Below are 26,416 nucleotides of genomic sequence, written 5' to 3' on the forward strand. Positions count from 1 at the left end.
GGTTCCGTGGACGGTGGGCAATCCTTACGCTGACCCTGTCAAGAGCATTGCGGGGCAACGTGAATCAGATGCAGGGCCTGCTCCTCGCGGGCCGCTACCGGCTCGCCGATTCCATCGGCAGCGGCGGCATGGGCCGGGTGTGGCGCGCCCACGACGAGCTGCTGCACCGGGCCGTCGCCATCAAGGAGCTGACCGCCGCGCTCTACGTCTCCGAGAGCGAACAGCCGGCCCTCCTCGCGCGCACCCGGGCCGAGGCCCGCGCCGCCGCCCGGATCAACCACTCCGCCGTGGTCACCGTGCATGACGTGCTCGAACACGACGGCCGCCCCTGGATCGTGATGGAGCTGGTCGAGGGCCGCTCGCTCGCCGACGCCGTCAAGCAGGAGGGCCGCCTAGAGCCCGCCGAGGCCGCCCGGATCGGCCTGTGGGTGCTGCGCGCCCTGCGCGCCGCGCACTCCGCCGGCGTCCTGCACCGCGACGTCAAGCCCGGCAACGTCCTGCTCTCGCACGACGGCCGGGTCCTGCTCACCGACTTCGGCATCGCCCAGATCGACGGCGACACCACCATCACCCGCACCGGGGAGGTCGTCGGCTCCGTCGACTACCTCGCCCCCGAGCGGGTCCGCGGCCAGGACCCCGGCCCGTCCTCCGACCTGTGGGCGCTCGGCGCCACCCTGTACACGGCCGTCGAGGGCCGCTCGCCGTTCCGCCGCACGTCCCCGCTGTCCACCATGCAGGCCGTCGTCGAGGAGGAGGCCGCCGAGCCACGGTACGCCGGTCCGCTCGGCCCCGTCATCACCGCCCTGCTGCGCAAGGACTCCGCCTCCCGCCCCGGCACCGCCGAGGCCGAGCACCTGCTCGCCCAGGCCGCCGAGGGCCGCAGCCCGCACGAGGCCCAGGCGTACGTGCCGACGCAGTACGGCCCCGACCTCCGGCCCGGCTACGACAGCGGCAGCGGGCGGACGCCCTACGCGAGCGGCACCCACCCCGGCGGCATCGACGCGGCGACCGGGGCGCCGTACGGCCCGAGGACGCCGGACGGGCACACGCCGCCCTCCCACACGCCCCTGCCGTACTCGTCCCTCGCGCACACGCCCGTGCCGCAGCCGTCGGTGACCGGTCCGACCGCCGTGGGGCCGACCCCGATGGGGCCGCCGCCGGGGCCGGGGACCGCCACGCGTCCCCAGCAGCCGCCGCGGCGGCGCCGGTTGCGCACGCTCGCCCTCGTGGTGGCCGTGGCCGCGCTGATCGGCGGCGGTACCGCCGTGGTGCTCCAGCAGTGGGACTCCGGGCGGCACGACCAGGGCGACGGCCGTACGACCCTGTCGCCGAGTCCCTCCGCGCCGAGCCCCTCGCAGCCCAGCCCGTCGGCGACCGACGGCACCTCGCCCGACTCCTGGCAGCCGGTGACCGACCCGCTGGGCTTCAGGCTGTCCCTGCCCCAGGGCTGGAAGCGCGTGGTGTACCAGGACGACGGCGACCTCAAGCAGGTCGACTACACGCCCGACGGCGGCGAGCACTTCGTGCGCATCGCCGTGGACACCTCCCCGGACTACGACGACGCCTACGAGCACCAGGCCGACCTGGACACGCAGTTGAAGCGGCTCGTGGACTACCGGCGGGTGACGCTGGAGCGCAACGTCTACCGCGACCGCCCGGGTTCCGAGTGGGAGTACACCTGGACCGCGCTCGCCAAGGACACCGACTTCCCCGGGCCGCGGCGCGCGAAGGAGGAGACGTACCTCGGGCGGGACGGCACCGAGTACGTCCTGTACATCTCCTCGCCGGCCGACGACTGGGACACCACCGCCCAGCAGTTCGAGTCGGTGCTGCGCAGTTGGCGGGAGCCCGCCGGCGCCTCCTGATCCCGGCCCCGGTGGCCGCGGGGCCGCCACGGGGCACGGGAGTTGGCCGGTCACCGCCCCGGAGGCGGACCGTCCGGTGCGGCATGATGGGGCCCATGGGGACCGAGGGGGACGAGGACCGCCGTGTGATCGCGGGCCGGTACCGGCTGCGGACACGGCTCGGGCGCGGCGGCATGGGCGTGGTGTGGCGGGCGACCGACGAACTGCTCGGCCGCAGCGTCGCCGTGAAGGAACTCTCCCAGGACGCCTCCCTCGACGACACCGACGCCCGCGACCGCCGCGACCGCACCCTGCGCGAGGCCCGCGCGGTGGCCCAGCTGCACCACCCGCACATCATCGTGGTGCACGACGTGGTGGTGGAGGACGAACGCCCCTACATCGTCATGGAGTTGATCGACGGCGGCTCGCTCGCCGACCGGATCGCCGAGCACGGCCCGGTCGACGTGGCCGAGGCGGCGCGGATCGGCCTGGCCCTGCTGGGTGCCCTGCGCGCCGCGCACGAGGCCGGTGTCCTGCACCGCGACATCAAGCCCGCCAACGTCCTCATCGAGTCCGGCACCGGCCGGGTCGTCCTGACCGACTTCGGCATCGCCCAGGTCGCGGGCGCCACCACGCTCACCGAGACGGGTTCGTTCGTGGGCTCGCCCGAGTACACCGCCCCGGAGCGCATGTCCGGCGAGCGCACCGGCCCGGAGTCCGACCTGTGGTCGCTGGGCGCGCTGCTGTGCACGGCCCTGAGCGGCCGCTCGCCGTTCCGCCGCGACTCGCTGGGCGGCATCCTGCACGCCGTCGTCTTCGACGAGATCCGCACACCGGCCGAGGCGGGGCCGCTGCTGCCCGTCGTACGGGGGTTGCTGGAGCGCGATCCGCAGCGGCGGCTGGACGCGGTGGAGGCGGAGCGGATGCTGCGCGCCTACCGGGACACCGGACGCGTGCCCGCGGCGCCCGCCGACCGCACGCCGACCCAGCGGGACGTGCCGCAGGCCGGTCCGCCGCGGCGGAAGCCGCCGGGCGAGGCGGCCGGTGCGTTCGGGCAGGAGCCGTCCGCGCCCGCCGACCGGCCGGTCCCGCGGGACCGGCCGCCGCGCACCAAGCGGGGCGCGCTGATCGCCGCGCTGCTGGTGGCCGCGCTGGCCGGGGCCGGCCTGTCGGCGGCCGCGCTGCTCATGCACGGCGGCGGCGACGGGGGCGGCACCCCGGCCAGCTCGGCGCCGCACGGCGCGACCGGCAGCGGTACGCGCGGGCCGACCCCCACCGCGACCGCCACGCCGCACCCCACCGTGACCGTGACGCGCGGTCCCGTGCCGGCCCCGCCCGTGTCCCCGGCCTCCCACGCCCGGCAGGCGGCGCCCTCCGGGTACCGCATCGCCGACGACCCGGCCGGGTTCGCGCTCGCCGTGCCGGACGGCTTCACCCGCAGCCCGCAGGGGGAACGGGTCTTCTACCTCTCCCCGGACGGCGCGTTCCGCCTCGGCGTCAAGGTGACCGCACCCGGGCCCGGCGGTCCGCACGCCGTGATGGAGCGCGCCGCCGCCGAGGGCACCGACACCAACCCCGGCTACCGCGACGGCGTGGTCACCGACACCACGCACGGCGGACGGCCCGCCGCGCTCTGGGAGTTCACCTGGAACGGCTTCAGCGCGGCGGAGGGCCCCCGGCACACCTACGACCTGTGCTGGGAGGACGGCGACCGGCTCTACGACGTGTGGGTGTCGGCGCCGGTCGGCAAGGTGCGCGAGGCGCGGGAGTACTTCGACGTGGCCGTCGACACGTTCATGGCCCCGTGAGGCCACGGGGGGGCAGCGGGCACGTGCCCGGTACGTCACGGCTCTGTGACCGGTGGGGCCCGGGAGTGGAGCGGCGGGCGCCGGGCGCGATAGGGATGGACGCATGAGCAGCAACGGGGGAGCCCCGCACGGGGCCGAGGACACGACGAGTTTCGTTCTGCAGCCGCCACGGCCGGCGCCGGTACCGGCCCAGGGCCCGGCCCCGACGGCCCCGGAGTCTCCCGCGCAGGCACCGGGCTCCGCGTCTCCCGCGTCCGCCGCGTGGGCCTCGGCCTCCGGGCCCACCGGGCAGGCCCCGGCACCGGCGGCCCCCGTGTCCCCCACGCAAACGCCCGCACCGGGCCAGGCCCCGGCCCCGGCCGCGCCCCCGCCCGTCTCCCAGGACCCCGGGGTCGGGCGCCTCGTCGCGGGGCGCTACCGGCTGCTGGCCAGGCTCGGGCACGGCGGCATGGGCACCGTGTGGCGGGCCGAGGACGAGACGGTGGACCGCGAGGTCGCCGTCAAGGAGCCGCGGGTACCGGACCACCTCCCCGAGCGGGAACGGGCCAACGCCTTCGAGCGGATGCGCCGCGAGGCACGCGCGGCGGCCCGCCTCGACCACCCCGCCGTCGTGAACGTGCACGACGTGGCAGTCGTCGACGGCCGCCCGTGGATCGTGATGGAGCTGGTCCACGGGCGCTCCCTGGGCGACGTCCTCCAGGAGGGCACGCTCGACGCCCGCGAGGCGGCCCGGATCGGCCTGGAGGTGCTCGGCGCGCTGGAGGCCGCGCACGCGGCGCGCATCCTGCACCGGGACGTGAAGCCGGACAACGTGCTGCTCGGCCGCCACGACCGCGTCGTCCTCACCGACTTCGGCATCGCCCACATCGAGGGCGAGAGCAACCTCACCGACACCGGCGGGTTCGTCGGGTCCCCCGAGTACATCGCGCCCGAGCGGGTGCTGGGCCGGCGGCCGGGACCCGCGTCCGACCTGTGGTCGCTGGGCGTCGTGCTGTACGCAGCGACCGAAGGCGTCTCGCCGTTCCGCCGCAGCAACACCCCCGCCACCCTCCAGTCGGTGCTGCACGCCGTGCCGGCGCCGCCCGCCGCGGCGACCGGTCCGCTCGCCGAGGCCATCAACGGGCTGCTGGAGAAGGACCCGGCCCGGCGCCCGGACGCCGCCCGGGTGCGGGCGCTGCTCCAGGCCGCGGCGAACCCGCCCGTGCCGCAGCCGGCGCCGGTCGTGCGCGAGGTGGAAGTCCCAGGCCCGAGGCGGTCGTTGGGGCGCACGGCGTGGATCGGGCTGGGGGCGGCCGTGGTGGCCGCGGCGGTGGCGGCCTACCTGGTGCTCGCCGACCCCTTCGCCGGGCCGCTGCCCGACCACTGGTCCAAGGGCCACGAGAAGGACCTCACGGCCACGGTCGCCCACCCCGACGCGTACGTGCGGAGCGTGCCCGAGAAGGCGCCGGACGACGGGCACTGGGTCGCCTACACCGACCCCAGCGGCGCGATCTCCCTGGCGCTGTCCGTCGCCCGCAGGTCGGAGGACCGCGGCACCGACATCAAGGAGTCCGCGGCGGCCGAGATGTACGCCGACAACGGCGACTTCCTCGCGAGCGGCGACTACCGCCTCGACATGCCCGAGCACCCGCGCACCGCGACCGACGACAACGTCACCTTCCACGGCAGGAAGGCGGCCCGGAACACGGTCAGGTACGTCACCGACGACAGCCGCAGCCCCCTCCCGCGCGAGGTGCAGATCTTCTACTACCGGTCCTCCGCAGGGGACATGTACAAGCTCACCGTGTCCTATCCGGGCAAGGGCGACTTCACCGGCCGGGGCCGCGAGGTGGCCCGCACCGCGATCGCCAACCTGGACGTGGACACGCTCTGACCGGGCGGGCGCCGGCCGCGTCGACAACCGGGGGCCGCGCACGGTAGTCATGGGGCATGAGCAACGACCGGGACGCCGCGGGCGCCAAGGGGCGGACCGTCGGCGGCCGGTACCGGCTGCTGGAGCGCATCGGCTCCGGCGGCATGGGCACGGTCTGGCGGGCGCACGACGAGCTCGTCGACCGTGAAGTCGCCGTCAAGGAACCCCGGTTGCCCGGCGAACCCGGTGACGAGTCGCACCGCCGGGCCGCCCACCGCCTCTACCGCGAGGCCCGCGCGGCCGCCCGCGTCGACCACCCCTCGGCCGTCTCCATCCACGACGTGGTCGCCGAGGAGGCGGACGGCGAGGGCGCCGACCCGGTGGTCGGGGCGGCCGGCCTCGACGTACTGCCCTGGATCGTCATGGAGCTGGTCCGCGGCGAGTCCCTCCAGGAGCTGCTGCGGCGCGGCCCGCTGGTGCCCCCGGAGGCCGCGCGCATCGGCCTCGCCGTCCTCGGCGCCCTGCGTGCCGCGCACGCGGTCGGCATCGTCCACCGGGACGTCAAACCGGCGAACGTCCTGCTCGGCGCGCACGGCCGGGTCGTCCTCACCGACTTCGGCATCGCCCACGTCCAGGGTGAGGACCCCCTCACCGCGACCGGCGAGTTCGTCGGCTCGCTGGAGTTCGTCGCCCCCGAGCGCATGTCCGGCCGCATCGCCGGCCCGCCCTCCGACCTGTGGTCCCTGGGCGTCCTCCTGTACGCCGCCGTGGAGGGCTGGTCCCCCTTCCGCCGCACGTCGCTGGAGTCGACGCTCGCCGCGATCCTGACCGCCGACGCGCCGGAGCCGCAACGGGCGGGAGCCCTCGGCCCGTTGCTCACCCGGCTGCTGGTGAAGGACCCCGCCCTGCGCCCGGACGCCGAGCAGGCGGAGGCGGTGCTGCGGGCGGTGGCCGACGGTACGCAACCGGTGCCGGAGGCCGCCGGGGACGTACCCGCGGCCGACGCGTGGCCCGCACCGGAGGTGTCGACGGGGAGCGGCCCCGCAGCCCAGGAGCCGCGCGCGCTCCGGGAGTTCGCCGAGGACATACGCACGCGACGGCTGGCGACACGGCCCGCCGCGCCCGGGGCCGACGGCGTGCCGGAAGGAGTCCACGAGCGGGAAGCCGACCGTATACCCGCAGCCGTCCGCACACCTTCCAACGACGACACCCCCAACCGACCCGGCACGACGGTCGAGCCCCCACCCCCACCGACCGGGCCGGAGGCCCCCGCGTCGCCCCCGCGCCGCTCCCTCCACCGCCGCCCCCTTCCGCTCGCCCTCCTGGGCGGGGTCCTGGTCGGCACCGTCTGGTTCGGGTCCGCCTTCGTCCTCGACTCCGACGACGGCGCGGACACGAGGAACACGGCGGCGCACAGCCCGTCGTCCGGGAAGCCGGGCCCCGGCACCACCTCCGCCCCGAGCGCCGCGGGCTGGACCGCGCACCCCGAGCAGGCGATGCGCGCGACGCTCTCCCTCCCCACCGCCTACACGGAGTTCGCCCGCCAGGGCAACGACACCGTCCAGCCCCGCATGGTGGAGTACGCGGCCGGCTCGGTCCAGGTCCGCCTCGTGCAGTACGACTCCTCACCGGGCGGCGACCTCATGAGCCAGGCGAAGCAGCACGCGCGGACCTGGACGTACTTCGACGAGCACACCACGCAGTACACGGTCACCTCGCTGCGCGGCCGGGACGCCGTCCAGTCCGACACCGTCTACGGCGACCAGGACGCCCGGCACCGGGTGCTGGAGTTCTTCGTCCGCACCGAGGACGGGCGCCAGTACGAGCTGCGGGTCGAGATGCCCAAGGGGTCGGCGGAGGAGAAGCAGGGGGCCGCGCTGTTCAAGGCGGCTCGGGACCGGCTCGTCATCCTCCCGGGCTGAGCGAAGGCCCCTGATCAGGGCATTCGTGCCAGTGATCACTGGCGGCGTGTGAGCGGTGCGTGAATCCCTGTTACCGACGGGTACACAAAGGGCGCCCGGCGGCATACCCTGCGCCTCATGACCGACGCGCAGGCTCCTGAGAAGGCCGCTACCGGCACCAACCCCGTCGCCCCCGTCCCGCCGGGCGTCCGCACCGCGGCCGACGTGGTCACGCCGGAGCTGGTGGCCCAGCTCACCAAGGGGGTGGCCGGCTCGGGCCGGACCGCCAACCACACGCCGTTCACCGGCGAGAAGCTCGCCGACCTGCCGGAGTCCACGCCCGAGGACGTGGCCGCCGCCTTCGAGCGGGCCCGCGCCGCGCAGGCCGTGTGGGAGCGCACACCCGTACGGGAGCGCGCTGCCGTGCTGCTGCGCTTCCATGACCTGGTCCTGGAGCGCCAGGCGGAGGTCCTGGACCTGATCCAGCTGGAGACCGGCAAGGCCCGGCTGCACGCCCACGAGGAGGTCCAGGCCGTCGCGGTCGCCGCCCGCCACTACGGCCGCAAGGCCCCCGCCTACCTGCGTCCCAAGCGGCACACCGGCGCGATGCCGACCCTGACGAAGGTCACCGAGCTGCGCCACCCGCGCGGAGTGGTCGGCCAGATCGCCCCCTGGAACTACCCGCTGGAGCTGTCCGTGGGCGACGCCCTGCCGGCGTTCGTGGCGGGCAACGCGGTGGTGATGAAGCCCGACACCGAGACCTGCCTGACCGCGCTGTGGGCGCGCGACCTGCTCGTCGAGGCGGGCCTGCCGGCCGAGGTCTTCCAGGTCGTCCTGGGCGACGGCCCGGTCGTCGGTCCCGAGGTGGTCCGGCACGCCGACTACGTCTCCTTCACCGGCTCCACCCGCACCGGCCGCGAGGTCGCGCAGGGCGCCGCCGCCCGCCTGGTCGGCGTCTCCCTCGAACTCGGCGGCAAGAACGCCATGCTGGTCCTGGAGGACGCCGACCTCGACCGGGCGGCCGCGGGCGCGGTGCGCGCCTGCTTCTCCTCCGCGGGCCAACTGTGCATCTCCATCGAGCGGTTGTACGTCCACGAGTCGATCGCGGACGCCTTCCTGGAACGCTTCGCCGCCCGCACCCGGGCGATGCGCCTGGGCACGGCCCTCGCCTACGGCGCCGACATGGGCTCGCTGGTGGGGGAGCGGCAGCTCGAGACCGTCACCCGGCACGTCGAGGAGGCCGTGGCCAAGGGCGCGCGGGTCCTCGCCGGCGGCGTCGCGCGCCCGGACGTCGGGCCGTACTTCTTCGAGCCGACGGTCCTCGACGGCGTCACCGAGCCGATGGCGGTGTGCACCGAGGAGACCTTCGGTCCGGTCGTCTCCGTCTACCGCTTCCGCACCGAGGACGAGGCCGTCGACCTGGCCAACTCCACGCCGTACGGCCTGAATGCCTCCGTATGGACCAGGGACGGCCGCCGGGGCCGCGCGATCGCCGCCCGGCTGCGCGCCGGCACGGTCAACGTCAACGAGGGCTACGCCGCCGCGTACGGCAGCGTCCAGTCCCCGATGGGCGGCATGAAGGACTCCGGCCTCGGCCGCCGCCACGGCTCCGAGGGGATCCTCAAGTACACGGAGGCCCAGACGGTGGCCCAGCAGCGGCTGCTGCCGATGGCGCCGGCGCTGGGGATGACGGACGAGAAGTACGCGCAGTTCATGAGCCGCAGCCTGCGGCTGATGAAGGCCCTGCGCCTCAAGTAGGACCCGCCGCACCGGAATCCGGGCCGGGCGCGGTCCGTCCCGGCCCCACCCGTTCTCGACGAGGAGAGCACGTGTCCCAGGACAGCTCCGACAGCTCCCGCAGCTCCGACGGCTCCGACCACGACGTCGCCCGTGACGCCCAGGACGCCCACGAAGCCGACGACGCCCACGATTACGACGTAATCATCGTCGGCTCCGGCTTCGGCGGCAGCGTCACCGCCCTGCGCCTCACCGAGAAGGGCTACCGGGTGGGGGTGCTGGAGGCCGGCCGCCGCTTCACCCGGGAGACCCTGCCGAAGAACTCCTGGGACCTGAAGAACTACCTGTGGGCGCCGAAGCTCGGCATGTACGGCATCCAGCGCATCCACCTGCTCGGCAACGTCATGGTGCTGGCGGGCGCGGGCGTCGGCGGCGGGTCGCTGAACTACGCCAACACCCTCTACGTACCGCCCACGGCGTTCTTCGAGGACCCGCAGTGGCGGGACATCACCGACTGGCAGGAGGAGCTGAAGCCGTACTACGACCAGGCGCGGCGGATGCTCGGCGTCCGGCTCAACCCGACGATGACGCCCTCCGACGTCCACCTGAAGGCGGCGGCCGAGCGGATGGGCGTCGGCGACACCTTCCACCTGGCCCCGGTCGGCGTGTTCTTCGGCGACGGCCAGGACGCCGACGGCCGGACGACGGCCCGGCCGGGCGAGCGGGTGCCCGACCCGTACTTCGGCGGCGTGGGCCCGGAGCGAGCCGCCTGCGCCGAGTGCGGCGAGTGCATGACGGGCTGCCGCCACGGCGCCAAGAACACGCTCAACGAGAACTACCTCTACCTCGCCGAGAAGGCCGGCGCGGTCGTCCACCCGATGACGACGGTCGTGTCGATCACCGACGACTCACGGGGCGGGTACGCGGTCGCCACCCTGCCGACCGACGACCGCAGCGCCGAGGGCCGCCTCTTCACGGCCCGCCGGGTCGTCGTGGCCGCCGGCACCTACGGCACCCAGACCCTGCTGCACCGCATGAAGGCCGGCGGGCAGCTGCCGTACATCTCGAAGCGGCTGGGCGAGCTGACCCGGACCAACTCCGAGGCGCTGGTCGGCGCGCAGACGGACAACCGGCGCTACCGCAAGGTGACGGGCGCCCCCAGGGCCGACTTCACCCGCGGTGTCGCGATCACGTCGTCCATCCACCCGGACGAGAACACCCACATCGAGCCGGTCCGCTACGGCCGGGGCTCCAACGCGATGGGCAGCCTGTCGATCCTCCAGGTCCCCTACGCACAGGGCTCGTCGCGGGCGCTGGCGTGGCTGCGCAACGCGGCCCGACACCCGCTGCTGGTCCTGCGGTCGCTGTCGAACCGGCGCTGGTCGGAGCGGACGATCATCGGCCTGGTGATGCAGTCGCTGGACAACTCCCTGACCACCTACCTGAAGCCGGACGGCGTCGGCAAGGGCCTGCTCACCGCGCGCCAGGGCCACGGCGCCCCCAACCCGACGCAGATCAAGGCGGCGTCGGAGGCCGCCTCCGTGCTGGCCGCCGACATCAACGGCTTCGCCGGATCGAACGTGGGCGAGCTGATGGGCACCCCGCTCACGGCCCACTTCCTCGGCGGCTGCCCCATCGGCGACTCGCCCGAGACCGGCGTCATCGACCCCTACCACCGGCTGTACGGCCACCCCGGCATCTCGGTCGTCGACGGCGCCGCGGTCTCGGCGAACCTGGGCGTGAACCCGTCGCTGACGATCACCGCGCAGGCCGAGCGGGCGATGTCGTTCTGGCCCAACAAGGGCGACGCGGACCCGCGTCCGGCGCAGGGGGCGGCGTACGAGCGGCTGAAGCCGGTCGAGCCGAAGAGCCCGGTGGTCCCGGCGGACGCCTTCGGCGCGCTGCGGCTGCCGTTCCTCGGGATGCCGACGGTGCCGCCCAGGCAGTGACCCGAGCAGTGACCCGCCGGGCCCGTCGCCGGGCCCCCGCGTCATGAAGAGGGACCCGCGTCACGACAGAGGGACCTGCGCCCCCCTCCGAGCGCAGGTCCCTCTGTGGTTCACGGGCGGGCCGCACCGTCGTCCCGCGGGACGGGCACGGCACCGGTGGCGGGCCGTACCGTCACGCGCGACGCGCACGGCCACCGGTGGTGCGTCAGGCGTGCGCCCCGGAGCTGCGGCGGCGCACCGCGAAGACCACACCGGCACCGGCGAGCACGGCGATGCCGCCGACGGCACCGATCACCGGCAGCGCGGAGCTCGAACCGGTCTCGGCGAGGCTGCCGGTGGCCGGGAGCTCCTCGGCGCCGCCCTGCGGCTGCTTGCCGCCGCCCGGCTGCTCGCCCTTGCCCGGCTTGGCCTTGCCCGGCTTGGCCGTGCCCGGGTCGTCGTTGCTGCTGCCGGGCTTGAGGACCGTGAACTCGAACAGCGCGAACGCGTTGTGCACGCAGTTCTTCTCGGAGTCGACGTAGCCGCCGAGGCCGACGGTGTAGCCGTCACCGACGGGCGCGTTCCTGGCGATGTTGACGCGGAGCTTGATGTCCACGGTCTGCCGGGCGCCGAGGGTCGTCTCGCCGAAGTAGAAGCCGTTGCCCACCTGGTCCGCGATGGACTCCCAGGCCTTGGTCTGCGGGTTGAAGAACTGCAGCTGCGCGAACTCGCTCAGCCAGGTGTCCTCGTCGTCGCTCATCGAGTCGTTGTCGACCGCGGCGAGCCACTGCACGGTGCCGAGCGCCTTGTCGCTGTGGTTGGCGGCCCTCAGCTTGAAGGTGTGCCAGCCGCTGCCGGCGACGATCTTGCCGGGCAGTCCGGTGACGTCGAGGCTCAGCTGCGAGTCGACGTCCACGCCGTCCTCGTCGACCGGGCACTCGCTCGGGTCCTCGGAGGGCTCCTCGGGGGTGGACTTGCTCGGGCTCGGCTTGCCGTCGCCCGGCTGGTCGGGCTTGGTGTCGTCCTCGCCGGGCTTGGTGTCGTCCTGGCCGCCGTTGCCCTCCTGCGAGCCGTTGTCCTCCTGCGTCGTCCCGTCGCCCTGCGCGGTGCCGTCGCCCTCCGTGGTGCCCTCGTCCTTCGAGTCCCCGGACTGCTGCGAGTCCTGGCCCTGCGACCCGGAGTCGGCCTCGCTGCTGGTGCCGGTGCCGGTGCTGGTGTCGCCGTCCGAGGCCTGGCCCTCCCCGGTCTGCGACGAGGACGTCTCCTGGGACGAGGAGGTGCCCGACGTCGGGGCCGTGTCCGCGAACGCGGCGGGAGCGGACAGCAGGGCGAGCGGCACGATGGCAGCCGTCGCCGCCGCGGTGACCATGGCGCGGCGAAGCTTCATGTAGACCTCGAAACGATCAGTCGTGCCCCGGCGGAACCGCGGCACGGTGGGAGGCCTCCGCACGCGCAGCGCGGACAGGGCCCGTGGTTCTGGACGTTTGATCGGTGAGGCCGGTGAATGGTTGTGCCTGATCTGACGAGATTCTCATGTGGCCTGCGTCACGGCTTTCCCGTGCCGTCCGCGGCACGGCACGGCGGCGCGGTGGCTCGGCGGCCTCGCTGAACGGCACGACGAAGGGCCCCGCGGGACGGAGCCGCGGGGCCCTTCTCTCGTCAGCACCGGCGTCAGGGCAGCGCCGGTGCCTGGGAGCGGCGCCGGGGGGTTGCGCCGCTGGTCTCGATCCGCCCGGGGGCGGGGTGTCGTTCCGCCGGCCGGCCCCGGGCGTCCCCGGGGCCGGCCGTTCCCTTGGGTGACCGGGCTGCTGTCCCCTGCCGTCCGGTCACTTCCCTGGAGCGAGGTCCCACGGCCTGCGGCACTCCGCACGCCTCATCGCTCCAGCGAGCCACGCGTGGTTCTTCCGGGCCCGCCCCTGGCTGACGCGGACACCGGGACCAACGAAGGCCGTCCGGGCCGGTCACGCGCCGTACGGGTGAGAGCGGGGTCGAACTCAGATGCGACCGCGGCACAGTTCGAGCAGCGTCATGGCGAGGGGGGTGCCGGGCTTGCCCAGCGCGTCCCGGTAGTGGCCGAGGACCTCCATCTCGCGGGAGAGGTTCACGCGCCGGCCGCCGGAGGTGATCCGGGCCTCCTGGATCACCGCGGAGACGGCCATCCGTTCCTGGATCAGCCCGATGATCCGGTCGTCGAGCGCGTCGATGCGCTCCCGGGCACCGGTGATCACGTCGGCGGCGTCGGAGGTGCGGGCGCCGGTCACGTCGAGGGTGGTCATGGGGGCTCCTGGGGTCTGGGGGGCGGAGCCCCGGACCGGCACGGCCCGGGAAAACGCCAGACGCCCCGGACCTTGTCGGCCCGGGGCGCCTGGGAAGTCGCTTGGCGGTTGGCTCAAGCAGCACGACCATGGCAGCCGGCGGGCCGGATGCCATAGGTAGAGACGGAGGTCGGGTGCGTGAGCATGCGGACAGTATGCCACGGCGTCCACTCGGTAGAATCGGACAGCACCAAGACCCCGCCCACCGCCGGAAGGCCCCCGTGTCATCAGCGACTCCTACTGCCGCCGCCCCCGACACCGTCCTGGTCGTCGACTTCGGCGCGCAGTACGCCCAGCTCATCGCCCGCCGAGTCCGCGAGGCCCGGGTCTACAGCGAGATCGTCCCCAGCACCACGCCGGTGGAGGAGATCCTCGCCAAGAACCCGGCGGCGATCATCCTCTCCGGCGGCCCCTCGTCCGTGTACGAGGAGGGCGCCCCCCGTCTCGACCGCGCGCTCTTCGAGGCCGGCGTCCCCGTCTTCGGCATGTGCTACGGCTTCCAGCTGATGGCGCAGTCCCTGGGCGGCACCGTCGACAACACCGGCGCGCGTGAGTACGGCCGGACCGACCTGCACGTCGCCAAGGCCTCCTCCACCCTCTTCGAGGGCACGCCGGCCGAGCAGCACGTGTGGATGTCGCACGGCGACGCCTGCTCCGCCGCCCCCGACGGCTTCACGGTCACCGCGTCCACGGACGTCGTCCCGGTCGCCGCCTTCGAGAACGACGAGAAGAAGCTCTACGGCGTCCAGTACCACCCCGAGGTCATGCACTCCACGCACGGCCAGCAGGTGCTGGAGCACTTCCTGTACCGCGGCGCCGGCCTGCAGCCGAGCTGGACCACGGACAACGTCATCGAGGAGCAGGTCGCGGCGATCCGCGAGCTGGTCGGCGACAAGCGCGCGATCTGCGGCCTGTCCGGCGGTGTCGACTCCGCGGTGGCCGCCGCGCTGGTCCAGAAGGCCATCGGCTCCCAGCTGACCTGCGTGTACGTCGACCACGGCCTGATGCGCAAGGGCGAGACCGAGCAGGTCGAGAAGGACTTCGTCGCGGCGACCGGCGTCCAGCTGAAGGTCGTGGACGCGGAGGAGCGCTTCCTCGCGGCGCTGGCCGGGGTCTCCGACCCCGAGGAGAAGCGCAAGATCATCGGCCGGGAGTTCATCCGGGTCTTCGAGCAGGCCCAGGCCGAGATCATCGCGGACGAGGGCCCGGCGGTGGAGTTCCTGGTGCAGGGCACGCTCTACCCGGACGTCGTCGAGTCCGGCGGCGGCACCGGCGCCGCCAACATCAAGTCCCACCACAACGTCGGCGGCCTCCCCGAGGACCTCGAGTTCAAGCTCGTCGAGCCGTTGCGCCAGCTGTTCAAGGACGAGGTCCGCATGGTCGGCCAGGAGCTGGGCCTGCCGGAGGAGATCGTCCAGCGCCAGCCGTTCCCGGGTCCCGGCCTGGGCATCCGGATCGTCGGCGAGGTCACCAAGGAGCGGCTCGACCTGCTCCGCGAGGCCGACGCGATCGCCCGCGAGGAGCTGACCGCGGCCGGCCTGGACCGCGACATCTGGCAGTGCCCGGTGGTCCTGCTCGCGGACGTCCGCTCGGTCGGCGTCCAGGGCGACGGCCGCACCTACGGCCACCCGATCGTGCTGCGCCCGGTGTCCAGCGAGGACGCCATGACCGCGGACTGGTCCCGCCTGCCGTACGACGTCCTCGCCAAGATCTCCACCCGCATCACGAACGAGGTCCGCGACGTCAACCGGGTCGTCCTCGACGTCACGTCGAAGCCGCCGGGGACGATCGAGTGGGAGTGACCGCTCCTTAGGACGACGAGGACGAGGACGACGAGGCCGACGGGGACGTCGGGGACGGCGGGGTCTGTGGGGATGGCGGGCTAGGCGCGCTTGACGGTGCGCACGGGCCCGCCCGGCTTCCAGGTCTGCAGGACGAGGTAGGCATCGTCCTCGACGTAGGTCCGCACGACCTCGGTGAGCTCGGCACGGAAGAGGTGGAACGGCTCCGGCGGTTCCACCTCTCGTGCGTACGCCGCCTTGGCCCCGGCGTCCGTCACCTCGACCGCCCGGCCGCCGATCCGTACGTCGCCCCCGCCCATCGACTGCCCCTCCCCGGGGTTGGCCTGGAGCGCGAAGCGCGGGTCGCGCCGCAGGTCGAGGGCCTTGAGGGACCGCGGCATCATGCCCAGCCACAGCTCCCCGTGCAGGAAGCGCACCTCCAGGCCGCTGGTCCGCGGGGACCCGTCCCGGCGCAGCGTGGCGAGGACATGGTGCGTGAAGGCGCCGAACCGCTCCTCGACGGTCCGGGCGAGATCGGGTTCCGCGGCGGCGAAGGCCGCCCAGTTCACAGGGGTCTGCAACGCGCTCATGCACCCAGCGTCCCCCATAAAGCAGACATCTCCTGTCCGGTATTCGAGCGGCACTCCCTCACCGCTCCCTCATCTCTTCATCAACAGCACTGTTTTCCCACGCTGACCGACGGTAACTTCCGCCCGGTAAAGCAACCCAGTGCTGGAGGACCGATGCACGGGCCCACACCCCCCGCCCCGCTGCCCACCGACCGGCTGCAGTTCGCCATGCCGCCCCGGCACGAATCGGTCGAGGACGAACGCCGGCACCGCAAGGAACGGCTGGCCGGCGCCCTGCGCATCTTCGGCCGCCTCGGCTTCGAGGACGGCGTCTCCGGACACATCACCGCCCGCGACCCCGAGTACAGCGACTGCTTCTGGGTCAACCCCTTCGGCCTGCCCTTCAAGCACGTCACCGTGAGCGACCTCGTCATGGTCAACGCCGACGGCCAGGTCGTCGAGGGCCGCTACCACGTCAACCAGGCCGCCTTCACCGTCCACGCCCAGGTGCACGCCGCCCGCCCCGACGTGGTCGCCGTCGCCCACTGCCACTCCGTGCACGGCCGCGCCCTCGCCGCCCTGGGCGACCTCCTCGACCCGATCACCCAGGAGAGCTGCGCCTTCTACGAAGATCACAGCCTCTACGACGCCTACTCCGGCGTCACCGTGGACGCCGGGGAGGGCCGCCGCATCGCCGCCGCCCTCGGCACCCACAAGGCGCTGGTGCTGCGCAACCACGGCCTGCTGACCGTCGGCGACTCGGTGGACGCGGCCGCCTGGTGGTTCGTGTCCATGGAGCGGTCCAGCCAGGTGCAACTGACCGCCCGCGCAGCGGGCCGCCCGGTGCTCATCGACCACCGGCAGGCCGTCGCCACCCGGGAACAGCTCGGCGGCGACCTGGTCGCATGGATCAACTACCAGCCCCTCTGGCAGGACATCAGCCGCAGCGAACCCGACCTGCTGAGCTGAGCCGCGCCCCGGCGGGGTGGCACGGGGCGGCTCCACCGTGGGGACCGGAAGGGGGGTCAACACGGTGACCCCTGCATCACCCGCCATGGGAGAACTGGCTTTCAGGCCCTGCCGACCCCGGCCGGCCCCAGGTCCTGCGCAGATGCCACCCCCGCGCGGCCGGTCCCGTCCGCCCACCGGACCCGGGGGGCGGAGCACGTGTCGCGTAGGGCACAATTCGCTCTCGTCGCATGGCAGTTGTACGGGAGTTGCACGGCGGTGCCCGCGGTCCGCGGAACCCCGCCGTCCTGAGGGGTCGCGGGGAAGGCGGGCGTCACACGTGGCGGTCCAGGAGGCGAGACAGAACACGGAGCCGGGCACGCACGCGGGCGGCTGCACCTGCGGCGACTGCCCGCACGGCGCCCGCGAGGGACACCGGCGCGCGGTGGCCGCGTTCCTGGTGCAGCGGGACGAGTTCGCGGCCGGACAGGGCCTGCCCGCGGCCGTGGCCCACTCCGCCTCGGCCTCCCGCCAGTGGGTCTCCGAGGAACTCACCCAGTCCGCCGACCTCGTCGCCGAACGCCGCCGCGCCGAGGGCCAGGCCTGGCTGGCCCGCCTCTGGCTGCGCACCACCTGCACGGTCTGGGCGGCCGTCGTCGTCCTGCTGCTCGCCCAGTCGCTCACGGCGATCGGCGCGGGCTGGACCACCGCCCGCACGGCCGGCCTGCTCGCCTCACTCGTCGTCGCCGGCGCCCTCACCGCGGCCTCCTGGTTCCACCGTGCCCGGGGTGGCGCACTGGCTCCCGTCATCGGTGAGGACAACCGCCTGTCCACCTCCCGCGCGGTCGCCACCGCCTGGGTGCTGCTGGTCGGGTACGCCGTCCTCGTCCTGGCCGCCCGGCTGGCCGCCGCCTCCGGCCCCGCCGAGCGCGACGCCCTCATCGCCGGCCTCGACCTGGCCCGCGGCGCCGGCGTGGTGACCGTCCTCGCCGTGGTGTGCGGGATCGCCGTGCTGGTGCGCCGCGTGGTGGGCCTGCGCGTCCTGACCCAGCGCCTGCAGAAGGTCCGCGCCGACCGCCCCCGCGCCGCCGACCTGCTCACCGACGACTCGGGCCGCGGGACCTTCGCCGACATCCAGTACGTCGTCCTCAGCGGCGTCGCCCTGACCTTCGCCGCCGTGCGCCTCGCCCGCCGCCCCGACCAGCTGCCCGACCTGCCCTGGGGACTGGCCGTCGCCGTCCTGGTCTCCGCCGCCACGTACGTCGCCGGCAAGTACGCCGAGGGCGGCCGCCCGGTCGTCCTCTCCGTCGTCCGCTCCCGCGAGGCCGGCGACCTCGACGGCCCGATCCGCACCGGCGACGACATCGAGATCCGCGGCGCCGGGTTCGTCCCGCCGGGCGCCCACACTGCCGACCGCCTCTCCCGCATGGTCGTCCGCATCGGGCCCGTCCACGTCCATGTGCCCCTCGTCCCCGTCACCGGCGGCTTCAGCAACCCCACGGACGCCGTCCTCACCGTCCCCGTCCCGGCGGACGTGGAGCCCGGCCGGCTGGAGGTCCAGGTGGTGACCGCGGCCGGCGTGGAGACCAACCGGTACACGATCGACGTGACCGAATGACGACCGGGAAGGGCGACGGACAACAGGGCGACAGCCACCCGGGCGACCGTCACCCGATCCGTCCACCGATCCATTGAGCGCACCGCCCCTTTCGTACGTAGTGTCTGGTGAGAGCTCATCCCAGCGGGCGAGAGGCGGCTACGGGAGATGACTCACAGCATGCGGACCGACACCCAGACCCCCTACCCCGACAGCGGCCACCGGGACTGGCGCGACACCGCCACCCGCTACGCCCTCGTCCCCCTCCGGGTCTTCCTCGGCGTCACGTTCATCTACGCGGGCCTGGACAAGCTCACCTCCAGCTCCTTCATGAAGGACTCCGGCGCCGGCTCCATCGGCGAGACCATGCGCGCCGTCCGCGACTCCTCGGCCATCCCCGCCCTGGTCGACTTCGCCCTGAAGAACCCACCCGTCTTCGGCTACGCCATGGCCTTGGGCGAACTCGCCGTCGGCATCGGCACCCTCCTCGGCCTCTTCTCCCGCCTCGCCGCCCTCGGCGGAGCGCTCATCTCCCTCAGCCTGTGGCTGACCGTCAGCTGGGCGTCCGACCCCTACTACTACGGCAACGACCTCGCCTACCTGATGGCCTGGCTGCCGCTGGTCCTCGCCGGATCCTCGGTCCTCTCCCTGGACGCGGCACTGCGGGCCCGACGGCGACGGCGAACGGGTACGTACTGAGCAGCCGTGCGGGTGCCTTCTGAGCAGGGGTGACGGGCGCTAGCTCCTGTGCCAGCCGTGACGGGCGCTGAGCTTCTGCGCCGGGGCCGGTCCGGCGCAGACTCTTCCGCTCGGGTGGCGCCGTCGTCCGCACGCAGTCCTCGCCGTCCGCCCACGCGCGCCCCCACGGACGTCCATCGCAGCCTCGACGGACCCCTGGACCGGTCTGCCGGCTGTGCGGGTCGGCCGAGCTCCCCTCAGCCCGTCGGCCCCCTCCACGCCCCGGACGCCGTAGCCCCGCCACGGCCCTCGGCCCCGCCGGAAGCACCACCCCCGCCGGACGCACTGCCCGCGCCGTCCGTCCCCCGGCGGCGCCTGCGTATCCCCCCGGCCAGCAGTGCCGTCACGGCGGCCAGCGCGAGGCCGACCGCGACGATCGGGATCATCGCGAACCACGGCGTGTCCCACAGCCCGCCCGCGTCGCCCGCGAACGTGACGCCCGCGAGGACGAAGAACGTGCCCGCGACCAGCCGGCCCGGCCGGAACTCATGACGCAGCACGGCTCACCTCCGCCTGTCCCGCACCGACCTGGAGGTCCAGGTCGAGCGTCCCGGTGTTCCCGCCGCCCGAGACGGGCGTCAGCGTCACCTGCTTGTATTTGTGGGGTTGCACGTCCACGTCCTTCCGGTCGTCGCCCGGCAGCTGGATATCGCCCAGGCCCACGTCGATCGTCAGCCGCACCGTCACGTCCCTCGGCACGACGACCCGCAGCCGGCCCAGTCCCACCTCGGCATCGGTGCTCAGTGACTGTCCCGCGGGCGGTCTCAGCCGGGACAGGTCCAGCGTGGCGTCGCCGGTACCGAGGTCGTACGACGGGCGCAGGTCCGCCACCGCGGCCGGGCGCCACGTCGTGGTCGTCCAGTGGGTGCTGATGTCCCGGGGCAGCGCCGTCGAGCCGGCCAGCAGGCCCGCCGTGACGATCGCCAGGAACACCGACCCGGCGCCGGTCCGCCCCAGGAAGGAGCTGACCGCGATGCCCACGCCCAGCACGATCAGCGCCGCCGACAAACCGGCCTGCAGGCTGGTGCCGAGCGGGTGCTCGTCCCAGACCAGTCGGCTGGTCAGGCCACCCGCCAGCAGCGCCAGCAGGAACAGCCAGCCACCGATCCAGCGCGGACCGCGTGCCCTGCGCGCCGCCTGCTGGTGCGGTACGCGCACCGACTCGCGGCCGTGGGGGTAGGACGGGTCGAGGCCGATGTCGACCGCCCCGAGGATGTCGTGGTCGCGGGAGTCGCGCGGACCCCACAGGTACCCAGTGCCCCCGACGTGCGTGCCGTCCTTCACTATCGGCTCGCGCCACCACGACGGGTAGGCGGCCGGTACCGGTGGCGCCTGGGCCTCGGGCGGGGCGTCGGCGACGGCCTGGGCGGCCAACGGGTCGGGGTCGGGCGCCCCGCGCCGCTGCGACCAGTACCCGGCGCCGGCCAGGAGCAGGGAGAGGATCACGGCGAAGGTCAGCACCCCGCCGTTGCTCAGCATCGTCAGGAACACCCCGCAGCCGACCAGCGCGAACAGCACCGCGGTCAGCGCCTGGCCGTCCACCCGGCCGGTGAGCAGCCGGCGCACCTCGTTCTGGTCGTCGTCCGCGAACGGCACGAAGAGCCAGGCGAAGCCGTAGAAGATCAGTCCTATGCCGCCGGTCGCGGACAGCACGGCCAGGGTGATCCGGAAGATCACCGGGTCCATGTCGCACTGCCGCCCCAGTCCCGCGCAGACCCCGGCGAGCATCTTGTGCTCCCGGTCCCGCCGGAAGTGGTGCGGTGCCCCCGGTGCGCCGCCCGTGACGCCGCCCGGCGCGGTCGCCCCTCCGCCGTCGCGGACGTCACCGACGTCGCCGATGTCGCCGTCCGTGTGCCGTTCCCCGGCGCCCGCCGCTCCGACGGGCCCTGCTCCTACGGAACCCGACCCGACGGGACCTGCACCTTCGGGACGCCCGCCCGCCGGACCCGCCCCGGTGTCCGCTGCCACCCCGTCCCTCACCCTCTGCTCTCCCACGCTCGCCTCCCCACCCCGGCCCGCCCCCTCGGGCGCACCCCTCTCTCCACCGGCACCGGACCCACCCGCTGCGGGCCCCGCGGACACCCCTTCTTCCGCGCGCCCGCCCGCCCGCTCGTGCGCGCGCGGCTCCTCACCCGCGGCGCCGGGCGTCGCCGGCGAGGACGAGGTGGCCGCGTCGGACGCGGCGCCCCCGTCGGGCACGGCATCCCCGGCGTGCTGGTGATCCGTCATGGGTCCATGGTGGCGGGCGAGGCGCCGTCGCGGCAGTCGGAACGACCCTGGTCGGACCCTGAGATCGGCCCTGAGGCCGGGCCGGGAGGCGTTCGAGGCGCGGCGACGCTCCAGATCAGGGACGTCTCGGGGGAGAACCCTGATGCCCGGGCCCGCCCGCCGTGTGACCATCGTTGGCATGCCGGAAGCCGCCACTGCGCCACTCGTCGAACTGCGGCCGCCGCGCAAGCTCTACCGCAGCAGCGACGGACGCTGGCTGGGTGGTGTGGCGCGGGGGCTCGCCGGGCACCTCGGGCTGCCCGTGATCTGGGTGCGACTGGTGTTCGTGGGCCTGTTCATGGCGGACGGGCTCGGGGCGCTGCTGTACGCGGCCTTCTGGTTCTTCGTGCCGCTCGGCGTCGGCGGGGTGGAGGCGCAGAGGCCACCGTCCCTGGTGACCACCGAGACGTCGCCCGACGGCCGCCGCAGACTCGTGGCGCGCAAGCCGGACAAGGGCCAGATCGTCGCCCTGCTCCTCATGGTCGTCGTCGCCGTGGTCTTCGTCGGCAACGTCAACCTGGGCAATGGCGCCAAGGCCTACCTGCTGCCGGCCGTCCTCGTCGGCGCCGGCGTCGCGCTGGTGTGGCGGCAGGCGGACAACGCCCGCCGGGCCCGCTGGGTCGAGGTCGGGCGCCGCAGACGCACCCTGACCCTGCTGCGCACGGTCGGCGGCGTCCTGCTGGTCACCGCCGGCGTCTCGGGGGTCTTCGTCCTCCAGGGCTCGGTCGCCCACCTCGGCTCGGTCCTCCAGGCGGCGCTTGCGGTCCTCGTCGGCATCACCCTGCTCGCCGGACCGTACCTGGTGCGGATGACCCAGGACCTGTCCGAGGAGCGGCTGATGCGCATCCGCGCCCAGGAGCGCGCGGAGGTGGCCGCCCACGTGCACGACTCCGTGCTGCACACCCTGACCCTGATCCAGCGCAACGCGGAGAACGCCGCGGAGGTGCGCCGCCTGGCCCGCGCCCAGGAGCGCGACCTGCGCACCTGGCTGTACAAGCCGGAGGGCACCGGCAAGGACGAGGCCGACGAGCCGGCCACCCTCGCCGACGCGGTCCGGCGCAACGCCGCCGAGGTCGAGGACAAGCACGGGGTGCCCATCGAGGTCGTGGTCGTCGGGGACTGCCCGCTCGACGAAGGCATCGCGGCACAGATGCAGGCCGCGCGCGAAGCGATGGTCAACGCCGCCAAGTACGGTGGCGAGGGCGGCGCCGTACAGGTCTACGCCGAAGTCGAGGGGAGGACGGTCTTCGTGTCCGTGCGCGACCGGGGTCCCGGCTTCGACCTCGACTCCATACCCGCCGACCGCATGGGTGTCAGAGAATCGATCATCGGCCGCATGGAGCGCAACGGCGGTACGGCGCGGCTGCGGGCGGTGCCCGACGGCGGCACGGAGGTCGAGCTGGAGATGGAGAGGGCGGAGAAGACGTCATGAGCGATCCGACCGAGACGAACGCGACGGCGGCGGGGGAGCAGGCAGCCGACGGCGCCGGCCGGCGCCATGTGCGGGTGGTCCTCGTCGACGACCACCGGATGTTCCGCACGGGGGTGCAGGCGGAGATCGGCCAGACCGAGCAGACCGGCGTGGAGGTCGTGGGAGAGGCCGCGGACGTCGACCAGGCGGTCACGGTGATCACCGCGACCCGGCCCGAGGTCGTCCTCCTCGACGTGCACCTGCCGGGCGGTGGCGGGGTCGAGGTGCTGCGTCGCTGCGCCGCGCTGATGGCGGACGCCGCGCAGCCCGTCCGCTTCCTCGCCCTGTCGGTCTCCGACGCGGCGGAGGACGTGATCGGCGTGATCCGTGGCGGTGCGCGGGGCTACGTCACCAAGACGATCACCGGGTCCGACCTGATCAATTCCATCTTCCGGGTCCAGGAGGGCGACGCGGTCTTCTCCCCCCGGCTGGCCGGGTTCGTGCTGGACGCCTTCGCCTCCACGGACGCCCCGCCGGTCGACGAGGACCTCGACCGCCTCACCCAGCGCGAGCGCGAGGTGCTGCGGCTCATCGCGCGGGGCTACGCCTACAAGGAAATCGCCAAGCAGCTGTTCATCTCGGTGAAGACGGTCGAGTCCCACGTCTCGGCGGTCCTGCGCAAGCTCCAGTTGTCCAACCGCCACGAGCTCACCCGGTGGGCGACGGCCCGGAGACTTGTCTGAGCGAGCAGCTCCCGGTGACCGCATGCGCTGACACCCTCGGCCCGTTCACGCCACCCGGGTCGCTCCCGCGAACGGCATTTCGTCGATGGGGGCGATGCGCACCGGGGCCGAGGGGTTCGGGGCGTGGATCATCCGGCCGTTGCCGACGTACAGGCCGACGTGACTGATGCCGGAGTAGAAGAACACCAGGTCGCCGGGGCGGAGTTCGGAGCGCGAGACCCGGCGGCCGGCGTCGATCTGGGCGTAGGTGGTGCGGGGCAGGGAGACGCCGGCGGAGCGGTAGGCGGCCAGGACGAGTCCCGAGCAGTCGAAGGCGTTGGGGCCGGTCGCGCCCCACACGTAGGGGCTGCCGAGCTTGGAGTAGGCGTAGGCGACGGCCGCGGCGGCGCGGGAGGTGGGGGCCTGGGCGGTCGCGGAGCCGGGTGCCGCGAGGCCGGTGCGCGCGCCGGGCGCGGTGCGTGAGGCGCGGCCGGAAGCACCGGAGGCCGCGGTGTCCGCCGCGATGCGGGCGCGTTCCCGGGCGGTCAGCCGGGACAGCAGCCGGCGGGCCGCGTCCAGCTTGTCGGTGACCGTCTTCTTCTGCTGCTGGAGCTCGGCCCGCCGGGTCTTCAGGGCGGACAGTTCGACGCGGGCGGCGCCGCGCACCTGCTCGATCTCCCGCAGCTGCTTGCGGACGCCGGCGACGGCGGCCGACTGGCGGTCACCGGCGCGTTCAGCGAGGGCGACGCCGTCGAGGTACTGGTCGGGGTCGTCGGAGAGGGCCAGTTGCACGGCCGGGTCGAGCCCGGCGCTGCGGTACTGCGCGGCGGCCACGGAACCCAGCGCCTCGCGGGCGGAGTTGAGCCGCTCTTCCTTGCGTGCGGCCTCGTCCCGCAGCGACTCCAGCCGCTGTTCGGCCTGGTGCGCCCGCTCCTTGGCGCCGTTGTACTTCTCGGTGGCGACCTCCGCCTCCTGGTAGAGCTTGTCCACCTTGGCCTTGACCTGCGCCGGGGTCAGCGCCGGTTCGGCGTGGCCGGTGCCGTCGAAGGCGGTCGCGGTGGCCGCGCCGGCGAGCGCGAGGGTGGCCGCGGTGCGGACCGTATGGCCGCCGAGCGAGCGCTGTCGGGACTTGCGGTGCGCTGCCACGTGGGACTGCACGTCCTTTCGTACGACCGTCCCCCGCCCTCGTGAGGGGCGAGGTGCCGGGGAGCTCGGGCCCGGCCGCGGGGGACGGCGGGCGGGTCCGGCGACGCCCCGCACGGGGGAGCGGGGGCGCCGCCGGACCTTTCGGCGGTGGTGCCCGACCGCCGCCCTGGCCCGGGCGGCGGTGGAGAGCCGGTCACCTGGGGGAGGACGCTAGGCCCGTCCGTGTCGACCCGGTGACGAGATGTACGGAAATGACACGAGTGGATCGAGCGAGGACCGCATGTGACCGTGTCGGAGGTCCGGCGGCGTCGACTTCGCGGGGCGCGCTGACCGATGTGGGGAAGGGGAGGCGCGAGGGAGGGGCGCGCTGCTATGGACGCATATATGCGAGTGGGTGGATGTGCCGTGGGCGCTTGTCACGGGGCCGGTGTCGAGGGGCGTCCGGGCGGCTGATTAGAGTCCGGCCCCATGGACGTACTCATCCATCTCTTCGTCGGCCTGCACATCATCGGCATCGCCGCGCTCCTCGGCGGCTTCCTGACCCAGATGAAGGCGATGGGCCGGGGCACCGCCCGCTTCGTTCCGGCCATGCTGCACGGCGCGGCGACGATGCTGGTCACCGGCGTGATCCTGGTCGGCCTCAACCAGGCGGACGACCAGCACGTCAACAACGTCAAGATCGGCGTGAAGCTGGCGCTGCTGATCGTGATCCTCGGCCTCGTCTACGTGAAGCGCGACGACGAGAAGGTGGACAAGGGCCTGTTCGGCCTGGTCGGCCTGCTGACCGTGGCCAACGTGTTCATCGCGGTCCTGTGGACCTAGCAGGTCCCCACCCGCGCGAGGCGAGCGCCGCCCGGGCCGTGGTGAGCGCTCCCGCCGCCACGGCCAGCCAGGCCGCGACCGCGATCCACAGCAGCACCTGCCCCGGCCCCTTGAGCCAGGGCACGTCGAGGGCGGGGGCGACCGACAGGGTGGCCACGGCCGTCATGCCGAGGGGGAACACCGTCGACCAGCGGCGCACGTCGTAGCCGGGGCGCCGCCACAGCAGCTCCGCGGTCAGCAGGACCACGAACCACGCCAGGTCGAGCACCAGCAGTGCCCCGGTGACGGTGCGCAGGACGTCGGTGTCGTCGCCGTTCCACAGGTACAGGCCGGCGTCGTCCGCGGCCAGCAGCTTCGTGCCCGCCAGCGCCGAGATCGCGAGGGCCCCGCCGGCCACCCAGTGGTCACCGGCGCCCGTGGCGATCTGCCGCAGGTCGAAACGGCTGAGGGCGAAGAGGTAGAGCAGCAGCCCCAGCCAGAAGAACACCAGCGCCGTGTGCGCGAGCCACGCCACCGCGTCGGCCCGTGCCAGCGTCGCCCCGAGCACGGCGAGCCCCTCGGTGGCCACACAGCACAGGAACACCGCTCCCGGCATGCGCGGCCGCACGTGCCGTACGACGCGCACCAGCAGCACCGGCCAGAGCAGTGCGGAGAGCGCCAGCAGCGCCGCGGCGAGCGACTGCCACCCCGCCACCGAGATCCTCGTCCCGAGGACCGTCGTGGCCGCCACGGCCGTCAGCGCCCCGGGCGTGCCCGCATCGGCCAGCCACCGCGCACGGTCGCGCGCCAGCCGTACGACGAAGTCCGCCGCGAGCGCGACCCAGGCGACGGCGGTCACCAGCAGGGCGAGGCGGGACAGGAGGTCGTGGCCGGTGAGGCGCAGCCCGACCGACAGGATGCCGGTCGCCATCACGGCGGCCCCGGCAGCGGGCGGACGGTGCGCCCACCAGGCGCGCAGAGGTGAGGTCCCGGACATGCGCCCGATGCTAGGCCGTGTCCGCAAAGTCGCGCTTGCCCCGCGAAAGCCGA

20 protein-coding genes are annotated in these 26,416 nt (G+C 73.9%); 13 read left to right on the top strand and 7 right to left on the bottom strand.

Going from position 1 to position 26,416, the window contains the following annotated elements:
* The first annotated feature begins 68 nt into the window (after nucleotides 1–68).
* The 6 genes from E4U91_RS21020 to E4U91_RS21045 all read left to right on the top strand — a co-directional run bounded on the left by E4U91_RS21020 (nucleotide 69) and on the right by E4U91_RS21045 (nucleotide 11,091).
* On the top strand, nucleotides 69–1,865 hold the full coding sequence (locus E4U91_RS21020; protein WP_137308263.1) for a serine/threonine-protein kinase: 1,797 nt from the start codon (nucleotides 69–71) through the stop codon (nucleotides 1,863–1,865).
* A gap of 95 nt (nucleotides 1,866–1,960) precedes the next feature.
* Complete coding sequence (locus E4U91_RS21025; RefSeq protein ID WP_137308264.1) at nucleotides 1,961–3,652, top strand: serine/threonine-protein kinase; 1,692 nt, start codon at nucleotides 1,961–1,963, stop codon at nucleotides 3,650–3,652.
* 103 nt (nucleotides 3,653–3,755) lie between these two features.
* A complete protein-coding gene (locus E4U91_RS21030) occupies nucleotides 3,756–5,525 on the top strand; it encodes a serine/threonine-protein kinase (protein ID WP_168218139.1) in 1,770 nt (589 codons plus the stop codon).
* A 56-nt stretch (nucleotides 5,526–5,581) separates the two neighbouring features.
* Nucleotides 5,582–7,426 (top strand): serine/threonine-protein kinase, encoded by a 1,845-nt coding sequence (locus E4U91_RS21035; protein ID WP_137308266.1) that lies wholly within the window; start codon nucleotides 5,582–5,584, stop codon nucleotides 7,424–7,426.
* A 117-nt stretch (nucleotides 7,427–7,543) separates the two neighbouring features.
* Complete coding sequence (locus E4U91_RS21040; protein ID WP_137308267.1) at nucleotides 7,544–9,163, top strand: succinic semialdehyde dehydrogenase; 1,620 nt, start codon at nucleotides 7,544–7,546, stop codon at nucleotides 9,161–9,163.
* Between the two features lie 182 nt (nucleotides 9,164–9,345).
* Nucleotides 9,346–11,091 (top strand): GMC oxidoreductase, encoded by a 1,746-nt coding sequence (locus tag E4U91_RS21045; protein ID WP_137310927.1) that lies wholly within the window; start codon nucleotides 9,346–9,348, stop codon nucleotides 11,089–11,091.
* A 205-nt stretch (nucleotides 11,092–11,296) separates the two neighbouring features.
* Here E4U91_RS21045 and E4U91_RS21050 read toward each other — a convergent pair whose 3' ends face one another.
* Together E4U91_RS21050 and E4U91_RS21055 are read right to left on the bottom strand one after the other, a co-directional pair.
* Entirely contained in the window at nucleotides 11,297–12,457 is a 1,161-nt protein-coding gene (locus E4U91_RS21050) for an LAETG motif-containing sortase-dependent surface protein (RefSeq protein ID WP_241678643.1), read from the bottom strand.
* A gap of 607 nt (nucleotides 12,458–13,064) precedes the next feature.
* Nucleotides 13,065–13,346, bottom strand: a complete 282-nt coding sequence (locus tag E4U91_RS21055) for a chorismate mutase (protein WP_168218140.1) — start codon at nucleotides 13,344–13,346, stop codon at nucleotides 13,065–13,067.
* Nucleotides 13,347–13,606: 260 nt separating this feature from the next.
* On the opposite strand from E4U91_RS21055, the gene guaA reads away from it, so the two are divergent.
* Entirely contained in the window at nucleotides 13,607–15,187 is a 1,581-nt protein-coding gene (gene guaA / locus E4U91_RS21060; protein WP_137308269.1) for a glutamine-hydrolyzing GMP synthase, read from the top strand.
* An 80-nt stretch (nucleotides 15,188–15,267) separates the two neighbouring features.
* On the opposite strand, the gene E4U91_RS21065 is transcribed toward guaA, so the two are convergent.
* Nucleotides 15,268–15,756 (bottom strand): pyridoxamine 5'-phosphate oxidase family protein, encoded by a 489-nt coding sequence (locus E4U91_RS21065; RefSeq protein ID WP_137308270.1) that lies wholly within the window; start codon nucleotides 15,754–15,756, stop codon nucleotides 15,268–15,270.
* Nucleotides 15,757–15,909: 153 nt separating this feature from the next.
* Between E4U91_RS21065 and E4U91_RS21070 the strand changes: the two genes are divergently transcribed.
* The 3 genes from E4U91_RS21070 to E4U91_RS21080 all read left to right on the top strand — a co-directional run bounded on the left by E4U91_RS21070 (nucleotide 15,910) and on the right by E4U91_RS21080 (nucleotide 18,979).
* Nucleotides 15,910–16,704 carry a class II aldolase/adducin family protein gene (locus tag E4U91_RS21070; RefSeq protein ID WP_137308271.1) on the top strand — a complete coding sequence of 265 codons (795 nt, stop codon included), beginning with the start codon at nucleotides 15,910–15,912 and terminating at the stop codon, nucleotides 16,702–16,704.
* A gap of 319 nt (nucleotides 16,705–17,023) precedes the next feature.
* Complete coding sequence (locus tag E4U91_RS21075; RefSeq protein ID WP_137308272.1) at nucleotides 17,024–18,301, top strand: hypothetical protein; 1,278 nt, start codon at nucleotides 17,024–17,026, stop codon at nucleotides 18,299–18,301.
* A 147-nt stretch (nucleotides 18,302–18,448) separates the two neighbouring features.
* On the top strand, nucleotides 18,449–18,979 hold the full coding sequence (locus tag E4U91_RS21080) for a DoxX family protein (protein WP_137308273.1): 531 nt from the start codon (nucleotides 18,449–18,451) through the stop codon (nucleotides 18,977–18,979).
* 236 nt (nucleotides 18,980–19,215) lie between these two features.
* Here the strand turns inward: E4U91_RS21080 and E4U91_RS39045 are convergent, their stop codons facing one another.
* Together E4U91_RS39045 and E4U91_RS21090 are read right to left on the bottom strand one after the other, a co-directional pair.
* Entirely contained in the window at nucleotides 19,216–19,518 is a 303-nt protein-coding gene (locus tag E4U91_RS39045) for a hypothetical protein (protein ID WP_241678644.1), read from the bottom strand.
* The gene (locus tag E4U91_RS21090; protein WP_241678868.1) at nucleotides 19,505–20,998 is read right to left on the bottom strand and encodes a PspC domain-containing protein; all 1,494 of its coding nucleotides are present in this window, start codon (nucleotides 20,996–20,998) and stop codon (nucleotides 19,505–19,507) included. Before E4U91_RS21090 ends, E4U91_RS39045 begins: the two co-directional genes overlap by 14 nt.
* Nucleotides 20,999–21,425: 427 nt before the next feature.
* Here E4U91_RS21090 and E4U91_RS21095 point away from each other — a divergent pair, with 427 nt between their 5' ends.
* Both E4U91_RS21095 and E4U91_RS21100 read left to right on the top strand, forming a co-directional pair.
* The gene (locus tag E4U91_RS21095) at nucleotides 21,426–22,718 is read left to right on the top strand and encodes an ATP-binding protein (RefSeq protein WP_137308275.1); all 1,293 of its coding nucleotides are present in this window, start codon (nucleotides 21,426–21,428) and stop codon (nucleotides 22,716–22,718) included.
* Entirely contained in the window at nucleotides 22,715–23,440 is a 726-nt protein-coding gene (locus E4U91_RS21100) for a LuxR C-terminal-related transcriptional regulator (RefSeq protein WP_137308276.1), read from the top strand. The genes E4U91_RS21095 and E4U91_RS21100 overlap by 4 nt, the downstream gene beginning before the upstream one ends.
* Before the next feature lie 45 nt (nucleotides 23,441–23,485).
* Here E4U91_RS21100 and E4U91_RS21105 read toward each other — a convergent pair whose 3' ends face one another.
* Nucleotides 23,486–24,565, bottom strand: a complete 1,080-nt coding sequence (locus tag E4U91_RS21105) for a C40 family peptidase (protein WP_137308277.1) — start codon at nucleotides 24,563–24,565, stop codon at nucleotides 23,486–23,488.
* Nucleotides 24,566–25,033: 468 nt separating this feature from the next.
* Here E4U91_RS21105 and E4U91_RS21110 point away from each other — a divergent pair, with 468 nt between their 5' ends.
* Nucleotides 25,034–25,387, top strand: a complete 354-nt coding sequence (locus E4U91_RS21110; RefSeq protein ID WP_137308278.1) for a hypothetical protein — start codon at nucleotides 25,034–25,036, stop codon at nucleotides 25,385–25,387.
* Here E4U91_RS21110 and E4U91_RS21115 read toward each other — a convergent pair.
* On the bottom strand, nucleotides 25,365–26,363 hold the full coding sequence (locus tag E4U91_RS21115; protein WP_137308279.1) for a tellurite resistance/C4-dicarboxylate transporter family protein: 999 nt from the start codon (nucleotides 26,361–26,363) through the stop codon (nucleotides 25,365–25,367). The genes E4U91_RS21110 and E4U91_RS21115 overlap by 23 nt on opposite strands.
* Nucleotides 26,364–26,416: the final 53 nt, after the last annotated feature.

Source organism: Streptomyces lasalocidi (assembly GCF_005280215.1).
GTDB classification, from domain to species: Bacteria; Actinomycetota; Actinomycetes; order Streptomycetales; family Streptomycetaceae; genus Streptomyces; species Streptomyces longwoodensis.

What these genes read in the sequence shown, in the direction of transcription:
- E4U91_RS21020 (WP_137308263.1), top strand. Translation starts at nt 69, where the DNA reads ATGCAGGGCCTGCTCCTCGCGGGCCGCTACCGGCTCGCCGATTCCATC.
- E4U91_RS21025 (WP_137308264.1), top strand. Translation starts at nt 1,961, where the DNA reads ATGGGGACCGAGGGGGACGAGGACCGCCGTGTGATCGCGGGCCGGTAC.
- E4U91_RS21030 (WP_168218139.1), top strand. Translation starts at nt 3,756, where the DNA reads ATGAGCAGCAACGGGGGAGCCCCGCACGGGGCCGAGGACACGACGAGT.
- E4U91_RS21035 (WP_137308266.1), top strand. Translation starts at nt 5,582, where the DNA reads ATGAGCAACGACCGGGACGCCGCGGGCGCCAAGGGGCGGACCGTCGGC.
- E4U91_RS21040 (WP_137308267.1), top strand. Translation starts at nt 7,544, where the DNA reads ATGACCGACGCGCAGGCTCCTGAGAAGGCCGCTACCGGCACCAACCCC.
- E4U91_RS21050 (WP_241678643.1), bottom strand. Translation starts at nt 12,457, where the DNA reads ATGAAGCTTCGCCGCGCCATGGTCACCGCGGCGGCGACGGCTGCCATC.
- E4U91_RS21055 (WP_168218140.1), bottom strand. Translation starts at nt 13,346, where the DNA reads ATGACCACCCTCGACGTGACCGGCGCCCGCACCTCCGACGCCGCCGAC.
- E4U91_RS21065 (WP_137308270.1), bottom strand. Translation starts at nt 15,756, where the DNA reads ATGAGCGCGTTGCAGACCCCTGTGAACTGGGCGGCCTTCGCCGCCGCG.
- E4U91_RS21070 (WP_137308271.1), top strand. Translation starts at nt 15,910, where the DNA reads ATGCACGGGCCCACACCCCCCGCCCCGCTGCCCACCGACCGGCTGCAG.
- E4U91_RS21080 (WP_137308273.1), top strand. Translation starts at nt 18,449, where the DNA reads ATGACTCACAGCATGCGGACCGACACCCAGACCCCCTACCCCGACAGC.
- E4U91_RS21095 (WP_137308275.1), top strand. Translation starts at nt 21,426, where the DNA reads ATGCCGGAAGCCGCCACTGCGCCACTCGTCGAACTGCGGCCGCCGCGC.
- E4U91_RS21100 (WP_137308276.1), top strand. Translation starts at nt 22,715, where the DNA reads ATGAGCGATCCGACCGAGACGAACGCGACGGCGGCGGGGGAGCAGGCA.
- E4U91_RS21110 (WP_137308278.1), top strand. Translation starts at nt 25,034, where the DNA reads ATGGACGTACTCATCCATCTCTTCGTCGGCCTGCACATCATCGGCATC.
- E4U91_RS21115 (WP_137308279.1), bottom strand. Translation starts at nt 26,363, where the DNA reads ATGTCCGGGACCTCACCTCTGCGCGCCTGGTGGGCGCACCGTCCGCCC.